Source organism: Pseudomonas sp. Z4-7, from assembly GCF_051131965.1.
In the GTDB taxonomy this organism is placed as follows: domain Bacteria; phylum Pseudomonadota; class Gammaproteobacteria; order Pseudomonadales; family Pseudomonadaceae; genus Aquipseudomonas.
Map to the genome: position 1 here is coordinate 5234122 of NZ_CP071642.1, position 15917 is coordinate 5250038.

General features: G+C 60.3%; 12 protein-coding genes. 5 read left to right on the top strand and 7 right to left on the bottom strand.

Features of this window, described 5'->3' with window-relative positions; genetic code table 11:
* Positions 1–118 precede the first annotated feature (118 nt).
* On the top strand, positions 119–3967 hold the full coding sequence (locus J3P91_RS23520; protein ID WP_434601883.1) for a bifunctional diguanylate cyclase/phosphodiesterase: 3849 nt from the start codon (positions 119–121) through the stop codon (positions 3965–3967).
* Between the two features lie 226 nt (positions 3968–4193).
* Positions 4194–5447, top strand: a complete 1254-nt coding sequence (gene glyA, locus J3P91_RS23525; protein WP_305498691.1) for a serine hydroxymethyltransferase — start codon at positions 4194–4196, stop codon at positions 5445–5447.
* 78 nt (positions 5448–5525) lie between these two features.
* Here glyA and yjiA read toward each other — a convergent pair whose 3' ends face one another.
* From yjiA to J3P91_RS23540, 3 genes are all read right to left on the bottom strand, one after another.
* A complete protein-coding gene (yjiA, locus tag J3P91_RS23530; RefSeq protein WP_434571701.1) occupies positions 5526–6494 on the bottom strand; it encodes a GTPase in 969 nt (322 codons plus the stop codon).
* Between the two features lie 340 nt (positions 6495–6834).
* The gene (locus tag J3P91_RS23535; protein WP_008371622.1) at positions 6835–7032 is read right to left on the bottom strand and encodes a YbdD/YjiX family protein; all 198 of its coding nucleotides are present in this window, start codon (positions 7030–7032) and stop codon (positions 6835–6837) included.
* Positions 7033–7047: 15 nt separating this feature from the next.
* A complete protein-coding gene (locus J3P91_RS23540) occupies positions 7048–9114 on the bottom strand; it encodes a carbon starvation CstA family protein (RefSeq protein WP_434571699.1) in 2067 nt (688 codons plus the stop codon).
* Between the two features lie 158 nt (positions 9115–9272).
* On the opposite strand from J3P91_RS23540, the gene J3P91_RS23545 reads away from it, so the two are divergent.
* Positions 9273–9629 carry a PilZ domain-containing protein gene (locus tag J3P91_RS23545; protein ID WP_434571697.1) on the top strand — a complete coding sequence of 119 codons (357 nt, stop codon included), beginning with the start codon at positions 9273–9275 and terminating at the stop codon, positions 9627–9629.
* 61 nt (positions 9630–9690) lie between these two features.
* Here J3P91_RS23545 and radA read toward each other — a convergent pair whose 3' ends face one another.
* From radA to katB, 3 genes are all read right to left on the bottom strand, one after another.
* Positions 9691–11058 carry a DNA repair protein RadA gene (radA, locus tag J3P91_RS23550; RefSeq protein WP_030140305.1) on the bottom strand — a complete coding sequence of 456 codons (1368 nt, stop codon included), beginning with the start codon at positions 11056–11058 and terminating at the stop codon, positions 9691–9693.
* Between the two features lie 42 nt (positions 11059–11100).
* Positions 11101–11649, bottom strand: a complete 549-nt coding sequence (locus J3P91_RS23555; RefSeq protein ID WP_434571694.1) for an ankyrin repeat domain-containing protein — start codon at positions 11647–11649, stop codon at positions 11101–11103.
* Between the two features lie 107 nt (positions 11650–11756).
* Positions 11757–13298: a catalase KatB gene (gene katB, locus J3P91_RS23560; RefSeq protein ID WP_434571692.1), complete on the bottom strand. Its 1542-nt coding sequence runs from the start codon at positions 13296–13298 to the stop codon at positions 11757–11759.
* 284 nt (positions 13299–13582) lie between these two features.
* Between katB and mscL the strand changes: the two genes are divergently transcribed.
* Positions 13583–13996: a large-conductance mechanosensitive channel protein MscL gene (gene mscL, locus J3P91_RS23565; protein ID WP_434571690.1), complete on the top strand. Its 414-nt coding sequence runs from the start codon at positions 13583–13585 to the stop codon at positions 13994–13996.
* 46 nt (positions 13997–14042) lie between these two features.
* Here mscL and J3P91_RS23570 read toward each other — a convergent pair whose 3' ends face one another.
* Entirely contained in the window at positions 14043–14819 is a 777-nt protein-coding gene (locus tag J3P91_RS23570; RefSeq protein WP_434601884.1) for a ferredoxin--NADP reductase, read from the bottom strand.
* A 275-nt stretch (positions 14820–15094) separates the two neighbouring features.
* On the opposite strand from J3P91_RS23570, the gene J3P91_RS23575 reads away from it, so the two are divergent.
* Positions 15095–15808, top strand: coding sequence for an autoinducer binding domain-containing protein (locus tag J3P91_RS23575; protein ID WP_434601885.1), 714 nt, complete (start codon positions 15095–15097; stop codon positions 15806–15808).
* Positions 15809–15917: the final 109 nt, after the last annotated feature.

The window sequence follows — 15917 nt, forward strand, 5'->3', positions numbered from 1 at the left end:
TCAAGGTCCAGCCGCCCAGGGCTGGCACTTTGCCACAAGTCAAGGCATGCTAGCCGCCCTTCGGGCGTCCGGCTTATAGTGCACGTCGCGCCAGTCCAGCAAACTGCAGGATTACAGCTTGTCCAACGTCACTCCGTCCCCGTCCCCGCGCGCCGCCCCTGCTGTGCCTGGCGTGCCCCTGCGCGGGACATTGAAGGGCGCGCTGGCCTCGCTGGTGCTGTTGCTGCTGGGCCTGCTTTTCTGGCAATTGCTCGACCAACTGCGCGAAACCCAGCAGCAACAGCGCCAATACACCATCGACTACACCGCCGACCTGGCCGCGCAAGTCAGCCTGAACATGGCGTTGAATGCGCAGATTGCACTCAATCTGCTACCGATCGTCGAACAACCGCAAAGCGCCGACGAACAACAGGCGCTGCTGCGCAAACTCCAGCAATCGTTGCCCGAATTACGCAGCCTGGCACTGCTGAGCCCTTCCGGCCGGGTGCTCAGCGACAGCGACGCTACCAGCGAGGATGCCGGCTACCTGGCCGAACTGGTACGGCGCAGTCATGCCCAGGCGCATTATTTCAGTAATGCCGAGGACGGTTCCGTGGTGCACCTGCTCTTGCATCAGGCCAGCGGCAGTAGTCGCGGTTATTGGGCGTTGCGCCTGACCCCGAGTTTTTTTGCGACATTGACCAAACAGGCCGATACCGGGCTGCGCCCGCTGTGGCTGGTGGAGAACCGGCTCAACCAGCAAATCGTCAGCCGTGACGAGGCCCCGCCCGCGCTCAACCCGACCCGATTGACCGAGCAAGACCTGAGCAACACCGTGTTGACCGTGCCCCTGAGCAGCAGTGACTGGCAGCTGCGCGGGTTGTTCGATCGCAGCCAGGTGTTTGAACAGTTGCTGCCCGCGTTCATCGGCAAATGCCTGCTGGGCCTGGCGTTTTCGCTGCTGCCGGTGATCGCGCTGCTGAACATGCGTCGCCGCCAGCGTCAGTTGCATGAGGGGCGCCGCCGCTACCAGGACATTTTCGAGGGCACCGGCGTGGCCCTCTGTGTACTTGACCTGTCCGGGCTCAAGGGCTTTTTTGCCAGGGCCGGCCTGCATGATGGCGAGCAGTTGCGCGCCTGGCTGCAGGTCCCCCAGCAGCTCGAGCAGTTACAGCAGCAAGTGCACGTCACCGAAGTCAACCAGATGGCCTTGAAGCTGCTCAATGTCGACTCCTGCGAACAGGCCTGGCAACTGCTGGTGGGCAACGCGGCAAAAGACAACAACCCGGTTGGCTCGAAACTGCTCGAAGCGCTGCTTGACCAGCACAAACAACTGGAACTGGAAATCAGGCTCCAGGACGCCCATGGTCGTGACCAGCATTTGTGGCTGGTGTTGCGCCTGCCGGAAACACAGGACGACTATAACGCCGTCATCCTGAGCATCAGCGATATCACCAGCCGCAAGCTGATCGAATTGTCGCTGCTTGAGCGCGAAGGCTTCTGGTCCGACGTGGTGCGCACCGTCCCGGATCATCTTTACGTACAGGACGTCATCAGCCAGCGGATGATCTTCAGCAACCACCACCTGGGCCAGACGCTCGGCTACGACCGTACCGAGTTGCACCAGATGGGCGAATATTTCTGGGAAATCCTGCTGCACAGTGACGATGCCGATCATTACCACCATCTGCGCCAGGAACAGCGCCGCGGCGGTTACACGCAACTGCTGCAATGCCAGTTACGCTTTCGCCATCGCAACGGCAAATGGCGACGTTTCGAGGTCCGTGAACAGGCTCTGGCCCGGGACCGCCATAATCAGGTCACGCGGATCATCGGCGTGGCCAAGGACATCACCGAGCAGATCGAAGCCAGCGAATCGTTGCGCGACAGCGAGCAGCGCTACCGGATGCTCGCCGAAAGCATCAGCGACGTGATTTTCTCCACCGACAGCAAGCTCTCGCTCAACTATGTCAGCCCGTCGGTCCAGGCAGTGCTGGGCTACACCGCCGACTGGATCTTCCAGCATGGCTGGCAGTCGACCATCGCCAATCCGCAACAACTGACCGGCATCTACAGCCTGATGGACCGGGTCAGCAAGGCCCTCGACAAGCCTGGCCAACTGGCCGAGCTGCGCAACCAGTTGCAGACCCAACTGTTCCTGTTCGACTGCCTGCGTGCCGACGGGCGCAAGATTCCCATCGAGCTGCGGCTGGTGCTGGTGTGGGACGACAACGGCGCGTTCGAGGGGGTATTGGGCGTCGGCCGCGACATCAGCCAGCAGCGCCGAGCGGAAAAAGACCTGCGCATGGCCGCGACGGTATTCGAGCATTCGACCTCGGCGATCCTGATCACCGACCCGGCCGGCTACATTGTCCAGGCCAACGAAGCCTTCAGCCGCGTCAGCGGCTATGCGGTGTCGCAGGTGCTGGACCAGTTGCCCAACATGCTGACCGTGGACGAGCAGCAGGAAGCCCACCTGCGCTACGTACTCAAGCAGCTGCAACAGCACAGCACCTGGGAAGGCGAAGTCTGGCTCAAGCGCCGCAACGGCGAGCACTATCCGGCCTGGGTCGGCATTACCGCGGTGCTCGACGACGAAGGCGACCTCGCCAGCTACGTGTGCTTCTTCAGCGACATCAGCGAGCGCAAGGCCAGCGAGCAGCGCATCCACCGCCTGGCTTACTACGACGCCCTGACCCACCTGCCCAACCGCACGCTGTTCCAGGACCGCCTGCATACCGCGCTGCAATCGGCGGAACGGCAGAAGAGCTGGGTGGTGCTGATGTTCCTCGACCTGGACCGCTTCAAGCCGATCAACGATTCCCTCGGCCACGCCGCCGGCGACCGGATGCTCAAGGAAATGGCCACGCGACTGCTTGGCTGCGTGGCCGATGACGACACGGTGGCGCGCATGGGCGGCGACGAGTTCACCCTGTTGCTGCAACCGCGCGCAAGCCGCGAAATGGCGCTCAACCGGGCGATTACCGTGGCCGAGCAGATCCTTGCCAGCCTGGTCCGGCCGTTTGTGCTCGAAGGCCGGGAGTTCTTCGTCACCGCCAGTATCGGTATCGCCCTGAGTCCACAGGACGGCAACGAGCTGAGCCAACTGATGAAAAACGCCGACACCGCCATGTACCACGCCAAAGAGCGCGGCAAGAACAACTTCCAGTTCTACCAGGCCGACATGAACGCCAGCGCCCTGGAGCGCCTGGAGCTGGAAAGCGACTTGCGCCATGCGCTGGAACAGAACGAGTTCGTCCTGTATTACCAGCCACAGTTCAGCGGCGACGGCAAGCGCTTGACCGGGACCGAGGCCTTGCTGCGCTGGCGCCATCCGCGACGCGGGCTGGTGCCGCCAGGGGACTTCATCCCGGTGCTCGAAGAACTCGGGCTGGTGGTGGACGTCGGCGACTGGGTCATCAGCGAGGCCTGTCGCCAGCTCAAGACCTGGCACCAGGCCAAGGTCCGGGTGCCGAAGGTCTCGGTCAACATTTCCGCCCGGCAGTTCTCCGACGGCCAACTCGGCACGCGCATCGCCAATATCCTGCGCAGCACCGGCCTGCCGCCGGCTTGCCTGGAACTGGAGCTGACGGAGAGCATTCTGATGCGCGAAGTCAGCGAGGCGATGCAGATCCTGGCCGGCTTGAAGAATCTGGGCCTGAGCATCGCGGTCGATGACTTCGGCACCGGTTATTCATCGCTCAACTACCTCAAGCAATTCCCCATCGACGTGCTGAAGATCGACCGTACTTTCGTCGACGGCCTGCCGTCCGGCGAGCAGGATGCACAGATCGCCCGGGCAATCATCGCCATGGCCCATAGTCTCAACCTGGCGGTCATCGCCGAGGGTGTCGAGACGCACGAGCAACTGGATTTCCTCCGTGAACATGGCTGCGACGAGGTCCAGGGCTACCTGTTCGGCCGCCCGATGCCGGCCAACCGGTTTGAAGCGCAGTTCAGCAATGATGCGCTGTTCATGCTCGACTGAAATCTCTGCTGCCTGGACTGGCCCCATCGCGAGCAAGCTCGCTCCCACAGGGTTATGTGTACGCAGATCCGGTGTGGGAGCGAGCTTGCTCGCGATGGGGCCAGCCAGGACGACACAGAGCCCCCATGAAACCCATTCGTCCAGGACATGACGTCCTTTCATATGCCTTCCAAAACCGGTTGGGTTAGAATGCCCCCTTTTCTGCCCCCGATCCTTGAGGACCGCCATGTTCAGCCGTGATTTGACTATTGCCAAGTACGACGCCGATCTCTTTGCCGCCATGGAGCAAGAAGCTCAGCGCCAGGAAGAGCACATTGAGCTGATCGCTTCGGAAAACTACACCAGCCCCGCGGTGATGGAAGCTCAAGGCTCGGTACTGACCAACAAGTACGCCGAAGGCTACCCGGGCAAGCGCTACTACGGCGGTTGCGAGTACGTCGATGTGGTCGAACAACTGGCCATCGACCGCGCCAAGCAACTGTTTGGCGCCGATTACGCCAACGTCCAGCCGCACGCAGGCTCCCAAGCCAACGCCGCCGTCTACCTGGCGTTGCTGTCGGCCGGCGACACCATCCTGGGCATGAGCCTGGCCCACGGCGGTCACCTGACCCACGGCGCCAGCGTTTCGTCCTCGGGCAAACTGTATAACGCCATCCAGTACGGCATCGATGGCAACGGCCTGATCGACTACGACGAAGTCGAGCGCCTGGCGGTCGAGCACAAGCCAAAAATGATCGTGGCCGGTTTCTCCGCCTACTCGCAGATCCTCGACTTCCCGCGCTTCCGCGAAATCGCCGACAAGGTCGGTGCCTACCTGTTCGTCGACATGGCTCACGTTGCGGGCCTGGTCGCCGCGGGCGTCTACCCGAACCCGGTGCCGTTCGCCGACGTGGTCACCACCACGACCCACAAGACCCTGCGTGGCCCACGTGGCGGCCTGATCCTGGCACGCGCCAACGCCGACATCGAGAAGAAGCTGAACTCGGCCGTATTCCCTGGCGCCCAGGGTGGCCCGCTTGAGCATGTGATCGCGGCCAAGGCGATCTGCTTCAAGGAAGCTCTGCAACCTGAGTTCAAGGCCTACCAGCAGCAAGTGGTGAAGAATGCCAAGGCCATGGCCGGCGTGTTCATCGAACGCGGCTTCGACGTGGTCTCCGGCGGTACTGAAAACCACCTGTTCCTGCTGTCGTTGATCAAGCAGGACATCTCCGGCAAAGACGCTGACGCCGCATTGGGCAAGGCGTTCATCACCGTGAACAAGAACTCGGTGCCGAACGACCCACGCTCCCCATTCGTCACCTCGGGCCTGCGCTTCGGCACCCCGGCCGTGACCACTCGCGGCTTCAAGGAAGCCGAGTGCAAGGAACTGGCCGGCTGGATCTGCGACATCCTGGCGGACCTGAACAACGAAGCGGTGATCGATGCCGTTCGCGAGAAGGTCAAGGCCATCTGCAAGAAGCTGCCGGTGTACGGCGCTTAACAGCAGTAGCAACAAAAAACCGGCCCCTGCGGCCGGTTTTTTTTGGCGGTATGAAAATCCAGGCGCAGGCGCGGATGGTCAGAGGAGTGCGGCGTCGAAACCTTCGCGGATCTTCTCTTCAGGCAATTCATCGGCAATGAACACGATCACGCTTTCCCGAGCTTCACCCTCGGCCCATTCGGTGTCCCAATCAAAACCGTACAGCTTGAGTACGCCCTGGAATACCAGTCGGCGGGGTTCGCCGGCAATGTTCAGCACACCTTTGTAGCGCAGCAATTGCTTGCCGTGCTCTTCCAGCAGCTGATTCATGAACGCACTCAGCTTGTCGATATCCAGCGGCTTGTCGGTGCGCAGCACGAGGCTGCTGATGCGATCGGCCGTGGTGGCCTTGGCGACCGGGCGAAGGCTGAGCCCGCCGCCCAGGTCGGCGTTGAGATTGAAGCCGCGAATGTCGAGCAACTCGGCCAGATCAATCTTGCCGTGCTCGACCACTCGGATCGGCGCCCGTCGGTTAATCCGAGTCAGGCGCTCGGCAAGTGCCTCGACATGAGCGGCGTCCACCAGGTCGGTCTTGCTCATGAGCAGCCGATCGGCAAACCCGACCTGGGCCTGGGCAATGGCCTGGGTCAGGTGGATCTCGGCGTGAGCGGCGTCCACCAAGGTCAGGATACCGTCGAGGATGTAGCGTTCGCGCAGGTCTTCATCGATGAAGAAGGTTTGGGCCACTGGGGCTGGATCGGCCAGGCCGGTGCATTCGATCACCAGGCGGTCGAAGGCGATTTCACCGCTGTCCAGCCGCTCGAGCAACAGATACAGGGCCTTGGTCAGATCGGTGTGAATGGTGCAGCACACGCAACCGTTGGCCAGGGTCATGACTTGCACCGGATCGTCGCCCAGCAACTGGGTGTCGATGCCGGCATCGCTGAACTCGTTCTCGATCACGGCGATTTTCAGGCCGTGCTCGGCCTTGAGCAGATGACGCAACAACGTGGTCTTGCCAGCACCGAGAAAGCCGCTGAGGATCGTGACCGGGATGGGAGAGGACACACTGGATCTCCTGCTTCGAAATTAAAATAAGGCAAACAAACTCCTGTGGGAGCGAGCCTTTGTAGCGCATGCGAAGCCTGAGTCTGCCCCAAAAACAACTGTGGGAGCGAGCTTGCTCGCGAAGGCGTCCGCTCAGTCGACATCTTCATCGACTGACACCCCGCTTTCGCGAGCAGGCTCGCTCCCACAGGGGCATCTGTGGCACACGCAAATCCTGAGTCCAACCCAAAACAACTGTGGGAGCGAGCTTGCTCGCGAAGGCGTCAGGTCAGTCGACATCATCCTTGACTGACACTCCGCTTTCGCGAGCAGGCTCGCTCCCACAGGGGATTACTTCAGTTCAACAGCATTTGGGGCCACCCTTGCCACCGTAGCGGGCTTCCTGGCGTTCTCGGAAGAACGCCTCGTAGTCCATCACCGGCTTGTCGGGGTGCTTGGTTTGCATGTGCTCGACGTAGTTGTCGTAGTCGGGCATGCCGACCATCAGGCGGGCGGCCTGACCGAGGTATTTACCGAGGCGACTCAAGTCATTGAACATCGTTGCAATCCCCTATCAAGCGTCCGGCAGCGCCTGGAATGGCGCTTCCTTGTCCGTGCGTTCTTTCGTGCCCCAGGCGGCGATGCCGACCTTGAGCGCGTAGAACAGGATGCTGAAGACCACGAACAGGAACAACACCGTCAGCGTTGCGTTGGTGTAGGCGTTGAACACCACGTGCTGCATCTGCTCGATGCTCTTGGCCGGGGCCAGGATCTGGCCGGCGGCCAGGGCATCGTTGTATTTGCGCGCCAGGGCCAGGAAGCCGATCGCCGGGTTGGCGTCGAACAGCTTGATCAGGCCCGCGGTGGTGGTGCAGATCAGCAGCCAGCTGGCCGGCAGCAGCGTGACCCAGACGTAGCGCTGGCGCTTCATCTTGATCAGCACCACGGTGGCGAGCATCAGCGCGATACCGGCCAGCATCTGGTTGGAGATGCCGAACAGCGGCCACAAGGTGTTGATGCCGCCCAGCGGATCGATCACGCCCTGGTACAGCAGGTAGCCCCACAGCGCGACGCAGCCGGCGGTGGCGATCAGGTTGGCGGTCCACGATTCGGTGCGCTTGAGGGCCGGCACGAACGAGCCGAGCAGGTCCTGCAGCATGAACCGCCCGGCACGGGTGCCGGCGTCTACCGCGGTGAGGATGAACAGCGCTTCGAACAGGATCGCGAAGTGGTACCAGAACGCCATGGTGTTCTCACCCGGCAGCACCGAGTGAAGGATCTGCGCGATACCCACCGCCAGGGTCGGCGCACCGCCGGCACGGGCCAGGATGGTGGTCTCGCCGATGTCCTTGGCCACCGCTTGCAGCGCGTCGGGGGTGATTGCAAAACCCCAGCTGCTGACGGTCTGGGCCACAGCCACCACGTCGGTGCCGACGATCGCCGCCGGGCTGTTCATGGCGAAGTACACGCCCGGCTCGATCACCGAGGCCGCGACCATCGCCATGATCGCCACGAACGACTCCATCAGCATGCCGCCGTAACCGATGTAGCGGGCGTTGGTTTCGTTATCCAGCAGCTTGGGCGTGGTGCCCGAGGAGATCAGCGCGTGGAAACCCGAGACCGCGCCGCAGGCGATGGTGATGAACAGGAACGGAAACAGACCGCCCTTCCACACCGGCCCGGTGCCGTCGGTGAACTGGGTCAGCGCCGGCATTTTCAGCTCGGGCATGGTCACCAGGATGCCGATCGCCAGGGCGATGATGGTGCCGATCTTGAGGAATGTGGACAGGTAGTCCCGTGGCGCCAGGATCAGCCACACCGGCAGCACCGCGGCGACAAAACCGTAGCCGATCAGCATCCAGGTGATCTGGATCCCGGTGAAGGTGAAGGCCTTGGCCCAGACCGGGTCGGCGGCAATCTGCCCGCCCAGCCAGATCGAACCGAGCAGCAACAGCACGCCGATGAGCGAGATTTCACCGATGCGGCCCGGGCGGATGTAGCGCATGTAGATGCCCATGAACATCGCGATCGGGATGGTCGCCATCACCGTGAAGATGCCCCACGGGCTCTCGGCCAGGGCCTTGACCACGATCAGCGCCAGCACCGCGAGGATGATGATCATGATCAGGAAGCAGCCGAACAGCGCGATGGTGCCGGGGATGCGGCCCATTTCCTCGCGCACCATGTCGCCCAGCGAGCGACCGTTGCGGCGGGTCGACAGGAACAGGACCATGAAGTCCTGCACCGCACCGGCCAGCACCACGCCGGCGATCAGCCAGAGCGTGCCGGGCAGGTAGCCCATCTGCGCCGCCAGCACCGGCCCGACCAGCGGCCCCGCGCCGGCAATGGCCGCGAAGTGGTGGCCGAAGAGGATGTGTTTGTTGGTCGGGACGTAGTCCAGGCCATCGTTGTTGAGCACGGCGGGCGTGGCCCGGCGCGCATCGAGTTGCATCACGTTGTTGGCGATGAAGAGGCTGTAGTAGCGGTAGGCGACCAGGTAGATGGCCACGGCTGCGACGACGATCCAGAGGGCGTTGATCGGCTCTCCGCGGCGCAGGGCCACGACGCCAAGGGCGCACGCGCCTACGACGGCCAGCAGTAGCCAGGGCAGATGGCGTAGCAGGCTATTATTGTTTTTCATTTTTTTATTCCAGCCAGGGTGGACAAGAAAGACAGCCACCCGAGTTTAGCGCTTACCGGCGTAAAGGCCATACCCGACATTCGTCTGCCAATGGCCAAACGGGCACGATGCTGCGCCAGCAGGGTCTATAGTCAGTGAATCTCCAGAGGGATTGCGTAATGAGCGAACGCCGCCGCTTCGTACGAATTGAGTTCCATGCCAAGACCGAACTGAGCCAAGGGCCGTTCATCTGGCCGGTAAAGCTGCTGGATCTATCTCTCAAGGGGCTGCTGATCGAAAAGCCCGAACCCTGGATTGGTGACCCCGAAAAGTCCTTCATGGCTGATATTCATTTGAGCCCCGAGGCTGAGGTCAAGATGGAAGTCCGGCTGACTCACGACGACCATGGTCACTTGGGCTTTGTCTGTGAACACATCGACCTGGATTCCATTGCGCATCTACGTCGGCTGGTAGAGCTGAATCTGGCCGACCATGACGAGCTGGAGCGGGAGCTGGCGGCGCTGATTCATATCTGACGGCACCGACTCCCCAGGCGAGGGAGCTTGCTCCCTGGCCACAAAAGACCTGCACAAGCCGCTACTCGAACAAAGCATCCAACGCCTGCTCCAACCGCGTCACGGCAATGATCTGCAACCCCGCGGGCGCTTCCTTCGGCGCGTTCCCCTTGGGCACGATGGCGCGCTTGAAGCCATGCTTGGCAGCCTCCTTGAGCCGCTCCTGCCCGCTCGGCACTGGCCGCACTTCACCCGAAAGCCCGACTTCACCGAACACCAGCAAATCATGCGGCAGCGGCCGATTGCGCAGGCTGGACATCACGGCCGCCATCAACGCCAGGTCGGAGGCGGTCTCCAATACCTTCACCCCGCCCACCACGTTGAGGAACACATCCTGATCGTGGGTAGGGATGCCGCCGTGTCGGTGCAAGACAGCCAACAGCATGGCGAGCCGGTTCTGATCCAGGCCCAGGGTGACCCGGCGCGGGTTCGCCAGGTGGCTGTCGTCCACCAGTGCCTGGACCTCCACCAGCATCGGTCGAGTGCCTTCCCATGTCGCCATGACCACGCTACCCGGAACTTCTTCCTGGGCACGCGTGAGAAAAATCGCCGAAGGGTTGGAGACCTCCTTCAGGCCCCGGTCAGTCATGCCGAACACGCCCAATTCGTTGACGGCGCCAAAACGGTTCTTCACCGCTCGCAACAAACGCAGGCGACCGTCCGATTCGCCTTCGAAATACAATACCGTATCGACCATGTGTTCCAGCACCCGAGGGCCCGCCAGCGCGCCTTCCTTGGTGACGTGGCCGACCAGGAAGATCGCCGTGCCACTCTGCTTGGCATAACGCACCAGCAACGCCGCGCTTTCGCGTACCTGGGACACGCCGCCCGGTGCCGATTGCAGCTGTTCGGTGAAGATCGTCTGGATCGAGTCGATCACCATCACCTTGGGTTTCTCCAGGCGCGCCGTGGCGATGATGGTTTCGATGCAAGTCTCGGTCATGACGCGCAACTGATCCTGGGGCAACCCCAGCCGTCGTGCGCGCATCGCGACCTGTTGCTGGGACTCTTCGCCAGTGACATACAGCGCCGGCATGCGAGTGGCGAGATTGCACAGGGTCTGCAGCAGGATGGTGGATTTGCCGATGCCCGGATCTCCGCCGATCAGTACCACCGAACCATCCACCAGACCGCCGCCCAGCACGCGATCCAGTTCGCCGGACGCCGTGGAAAAGCGCGGGATTTCTTCGACGCTGACCTCGGCCAGGGTCTTGATCTGGGCTTGTTGCCCAGCCCAACCCGTGCGCCCGGTGGGTGCCGCCGCCCCGCCGCTTTCCACCATGGTTTCGGTCAGGGTATTCCAGGCCCCGCATTCACTGCATTGGCCAGCCCATTTGGGAAAGGTCGAGCCGCACTCGGTGCAGCCGTACATGCGCTTTGCCTTGGCCATCTGAACTCCGGGGAAAAACCGCGATGATAGCCTAGCCAGGCTTTACTGCGGGGCCGGCATTCTGATTTCGCCCTTCGCCAGATCCGCCGCGCTATTGCCCAGCGGATCCCTGGCCTCCAGGTCGGCGCCCCTGGCCTTCAAGGCATCGAGCAATTCGTCACGCTTGAACAGGCCCGCATACATCGCAGCAGTCTGTCCGGCGCCGTTGCGTTGGTCCGGACTGCACTCGGTGGACAATAACCGGCGGGCGATCTGGACTTCACCCTTGAAGATGGCACCCATCAACGCAGTATTGCCGCGTTTGTCCTGGGCGCAGGCATCGGCGCCAGCGGCCAACAGCCGCTCCACCGCGGGCGCGTGGCCGTGATAAGCCGCCAGGATCAGCGCCGTGTAGCCCTTTTCATCCCGGGTGTCGAGCGAGTAACCGGCCTCGATGAACGTATCGAGCATCGGCACATCACCCCGGCGTGCGGCGTCGAAATAATAGCCTTGCAGCTGTTCCCGCACCGCAGCCGGATCGACGGGTACAGCCTGCTCGGCCAATACGCCCACCGACCAGGTCATGAATACCAATAGAAGAAAATTACGCATCAGGCTTCTCCTTATGCAGCAGACCCGTGGGAGCGAGCCTGCTCGCGATCAGGCAACCCGGCCTGCCGGACACCGCATCGCGAGCAAACTTGCTCCCTACAGATCGATCAGTCGCTCAGCTTCTCGGCCAGCGCCTTGACCCGCGCCAGGTCGCCTTTGGCGACACGAGCCACGCCGGTGCCGTATTCGGGGTCAGCCTTGTAGAGATACGACAGGATGATGTGCTTGCTCTCATCGTCAGTCGTTGCCAATGACCCACCGAAGCTTTCGATCAAGTCATTGCGCTCCTTCTGATTGAACGAGCGGTACAGATCACCCGCCTGCTTGAAGTTCTGCTCGCGCTGGATTTTCGCTTGCTGGGTGCTGCCGGTCAGCGCTGCCTGGCTATAGCGCGCCGCAGGTTGCTCTTCGCGCGGCATCAAGCGACTCGGCTGGTAGTTCACGCCAGTGCTGGTGCTGCCGAAATTCATCGCACCGTCCTGGTTGCCATTGTTTACCGCGACCTTGGGCGCGTTGATGGGCAACTGCAACGCGTTCGGCCCGACCCGGTACATTTGCGTATCGGCATAAGAGAAGACCCGACCCTGCAACAGGCGATCCTCGGAAGGCTCGATACCCGGGACCAGATTGGCCGGGGCCATCGCGACTTGTTCGGTTTCCTGGAAAACATTCGCCGGATTACGATTCAACACCATCTGCCCAACTTTTCGCTCAGGCACGTCCGGCCAGATCTTGGTGGCGTCCAGCGGATCGAAATCGAACTTCGACAAGTCTTGCGGCTTGAGCACCTGAACGTACAGATCCCACTTTGGAAAGTCACCCTTGTTGATATGACTGACCAAATCATTCGTCATATGGCTGTAATCCTGCCCTTGAACTTTCACTACTTCTTTTGGATCGAGGTTTTTCAACCCCTGCAAACTTTTCCAATGGAACTTCACGTAACTGATATCGCCCTTGGCGTTGATCAGTTTGTAAGCGTGCACGCCATTGCCGTCCATTTCGCGATAACTGGCCGGGGTACCGGAGTTGGAATACAGCTCGGTCAGCGTGCGGGTGGCTTCCGGTACGTGGGAAAAGAAATCGAAACGACGCGAATCATCGTCCAGGTTGGTCCGAGGGTCGGGCTTGAACGCATGGACCATGTCGGGAAACTTGATCGCATCACGGATGAAGAACGTCGGGAAATTATTCCCGACCAGGTCCCAGTTACCATCGGCCGTGTAGAACTTGGTAGCGAAGCCTCGAGGATCACGCAGCGTCTCAGGCGAATGATTACCGTGCACCACGGCGGAAAAACGGACGAACACCGGCGTGACCTGTCCGGCGGCGAATACCTTGGCCTTGGTCAGGTCGCTCAGGTCATTGGATACCGTAAACTCGCCATGCGCACCGGTACCACGGGCATGCACCACACGCTCGGGGATCCGTTCACGGTCAAAACGCTGGAGCTTCTGGATCAGTTGCACATCCTGCAGCAGGGTCGGGCCGTTGGGGCCGGCGGTCTGGGAGTTCTGGTTGTCGCCCACTGCCGCGCCATTATCCCGGGTCAGGGTGGCGGCATTGACGGACAGGGAAAACAGGCTGGCGGTCAGCACAACGAGGGTATGGCGGTTGGAAAAAGCACCAAGGCCAAGGGAAGTGTTCATGTGAGTTTCCTCTGATTTTATAGAGCGCATCCATGTGCGCCTTTCAGAGGCTAGTGCTCGACAAACCGAAACCTAAATAGAAATGCCGTACCGACCTGATAGAAAAAACAATATGGGGAATCGGCCTTGAACCGCGTATCACGCGCGATTGGTGGCACTTTGTAAACTTTTTGCGAGGTGCTGGGTCGATAACTGGCAAGCTTTGTAAGCATGCATGTCAGGCAAGACCCGTTTAGCTGACTTACACTGCGGCTATAAATCTCATCTGTCACAAGGAACAACTCATGGGCGTGCTAAGCGAGTTCAAGGCCTTCGCGGTCAAAGGCAATGTCGTCGACATGGCCGTCGGGATCATCATTGGTGCTGCTTTTGGCAAAATCGTTTCGTCATTCGTTGGCGACGTGGTCATGCCACCGCTCGGGCTGCTGATCGGCGGAGTGGACTTCAGTGACTTGGCGATCACGCTCAAGGCGGCCGAGGGAAATACGCCAGCGGTGGTGCTCGCCTATGGCAAATTCATCCAGACGACAGTGGATTTCATCATCGTGGCTTTCGCCATTTTCATGGGCGTCAAAGCCATCAACCGCCTGAAGCGCGAAGAGGCCGTCGCTCCGAGCGCGCCGCCTGTTCCTACCAAGGAAGAACAATTGCTCAGCGAGATCCGCGACCTGCTCAAGGCTCAGAACGAGAGGCCTTGAGCATTCTCGCCGGCCCAAAAATGGCGTCCCACGGACGCCATTTTTTTCACCAGTAATTTTCCACCGCCACCTGGCCGGGCCGCCGCGTGAGGCTCAGTTGCAAGCCCCTGGCCTTGAGCAACTTGCGCGTGTCGTCAATCATCTGCGGGTTGCCGCACAACATGACCCGCGAATGCTCTGGCGTCAGCGCGACACCGGCGGCCTGTTCCAGCTCGCCATTTTCGATCAGTGTGGTGATGCGTCCGTTGAGGGCGCCAGGGTGTTGTTCACGGGTAACGGTCGCAATGAAGCGAAACTTATGGGCGTATTCCGCCAGATAGTCTCGCCGGGGCAACGCATCAATCAAGGCCTGATAGGCCAACTCCCGTGACTCGCGGACGCTGTAAACGAGGATGATTCGCTCGAATTTCTCCCAGACCTCGAAGTCCTGCAGGATAGAAAGAAACGGGGCGACCCCTGTCCCGGTGGACAAAAGCCACAAATCGCGACCGTCAACAAAACGGTCCAGCGTCAGGTAACCAAAGGCCTGGCGCTCGACCAACAAGCTGTCCCCCGGCCTCAACCGGCTGAGCTCGCTGGTGAATTCGCCGTCCGGGACGACGATGGAAAAAAACTCGAGAAACTCGTCGAACGGCGAAGACACCATGGAATAAGCCCGCCAGACGGCAGTGCCGTCCGCCTTCACCACCCCCAGTCGAGCAAACTGACCAGCCCGGAAACGAAAGCCGCGATCCCGGGTGGTACGCAGGGTAAACAGGTGAGGCGTCAGGGGCTGCACATCGATCAGGGTTTGGCGGGTAAACTTTTCTGCGCTGTCGGTCATGAGCCTCTCCAATGGGACGAGGACCGTATTGTCCCGTAAACCAAGCACGTTAACCACTTACGATCAGTAATGGTATTGAACTGAACATTAAACATTGATGGAGGAATCTTTCATCAGCCTTATACAAAAACTAAACAGCGTATCGAAAAACATCGTAAAAACTCGACCCAGTCCATAAACAACTAACATCGACAAAAAAATACCTAACATTGAGGAAATCTCCTACACTAATTTTTCGCAGCTTCAATGGGATCCACGACACTCAGGAGAACGCCATGGATACATGGAAAGATTTGCAATTGCGAAAATTATCGTGCGAACAGGATTTGCAAAAAGCCTATCGCCTCGTACAAAACTTCTTTAATTATCAGGGATTTGAATACTGCGCCTTCGCTGCATACCCGACTTTTACGGACAGACACAGGCATCAGATCAATATCAACAACTACCCTTACGGATGGAACAAGCTGTACAAACAAAACGGTTATGCCGCGAACGACCCAATACTGGCACACTGCAATCATTCATCATTGCCAATTCTTTGGAGTGAAGATGTTTTTTGCGAGGCTCCCGAGTTATGGCAAGAACTGGAACACCAAGGGCTCAGCCATGGCTGGACCCAAGCCGTCCATGAGGAACGGGGCACCTATTACAGCCTGTTCAGTCTCGCCAGGATGCAACGCCCCATCGACCCGGAGGAGCTTTATGGCAACCTGGGCTATGCCATTTTCACCAGCCAACGGTTGCATGCGCTGGCGGGCCGGCGAATGTCCGACGCCGAGCCTTCGTCACAGACAGTCCATTTGTCGCCAAGGGAAATTGAAGTATTGAGATGGTCCGCCGAAGGCAAGACGGCATCGGAAGTCGGCAGGATCCTCTGTCTTTCCGAGCGCACCGTGAATTTCCATGTCAATAGCTGCATGCGGAAACTGAACGTGACCAACAAAATCTCGGCGGTTGCCAAGGCGGCCCATATCCATGTGATCTGATCAGCAAGGCAGAACAGCCCGCTGAAAAACCCACGAGTATTACCCGGCAAAAAAACGTACCATTTACGGTTCCACTTGAATGATGACGTGCCAGGCACGCAACGCAGTT

What these genes read in the sequence shown, in the direction of transcription:
- glyA (WP_305498691.1), top strand. Translation starts at nt 4,194, where the DNA reads ATGTTCAGCCGTGATTTGACTATTGCCAAGTACGACGCCGATCTCTTT.
- J3P91_RS23535 (WP_008371622.1), bottom strand. Translation starts at nt 7,032, where the DNA reads ATGTTCAATGACTTGAGTCGCCTCGGTAAATACCTCGGTCAGGCCGCC.
- J3P91_RS23540 (WP_434571699.1), bottom strand. Translation starts at nt 9,114, where the DNA reads ATGAAAAACAATAATAGCCTGCTACGCCATCTGCCCTGGCTACTGCTG.
- J3P91_RS23545 (WP_434571697.1), top strand. Translation starts at nt 9,273, where the DNA reads ATGAGCGAACGCCGCCGCTTCGTACGAATTGAGTTCCATGCCAAGACC.
- radA (WP_030140305.1), bottom strand. Translation starts at nt 11,058, where the DNA reads ATGGCCAAGGCAAAGCGCATGTACGGCTGCACCGAGTGCGGCTCGACC.
- J3P91_RS23555 (WP_434571694.1), bottom strand. Translation starts at nt 11,649, where the DNA reads ATGCGTAATTTTCTTCTATTGGTATTCATGACCTGGTCGGTGGGCGTA.
- katB (WP_434571692.1), bottom strand. Translation starts at nt 13,298, where the DNA reads ATGAACACTTCCCTTGGCCTTGGTGCTTTTTCCAACCGCCATACCCTC.
- mscL (WP_434571690.1), top strand. Translation starts at nt 13,583, where the DNA reads ATGGGCGTGCTAAGCGAGTTCAAGGCCTTCGCGGTCAAAGGCAATGTC.
- J3P91_RS23570 (WP_434601884.1), bottom strand. Translation starts at nt 14,819, where the DNA reads ATGACCGACAGCGCAGAAAAGTTTACCCGCCAAACCCTGATCGATGTG.
- J3P91_RS23575 (WP_434601885.1), top strand. Translation starts at nt 15,095, where the DNA reads ATGGATACATGGAAAGATTTGCAATTGCGAAAATTATCGTGCGAACAG.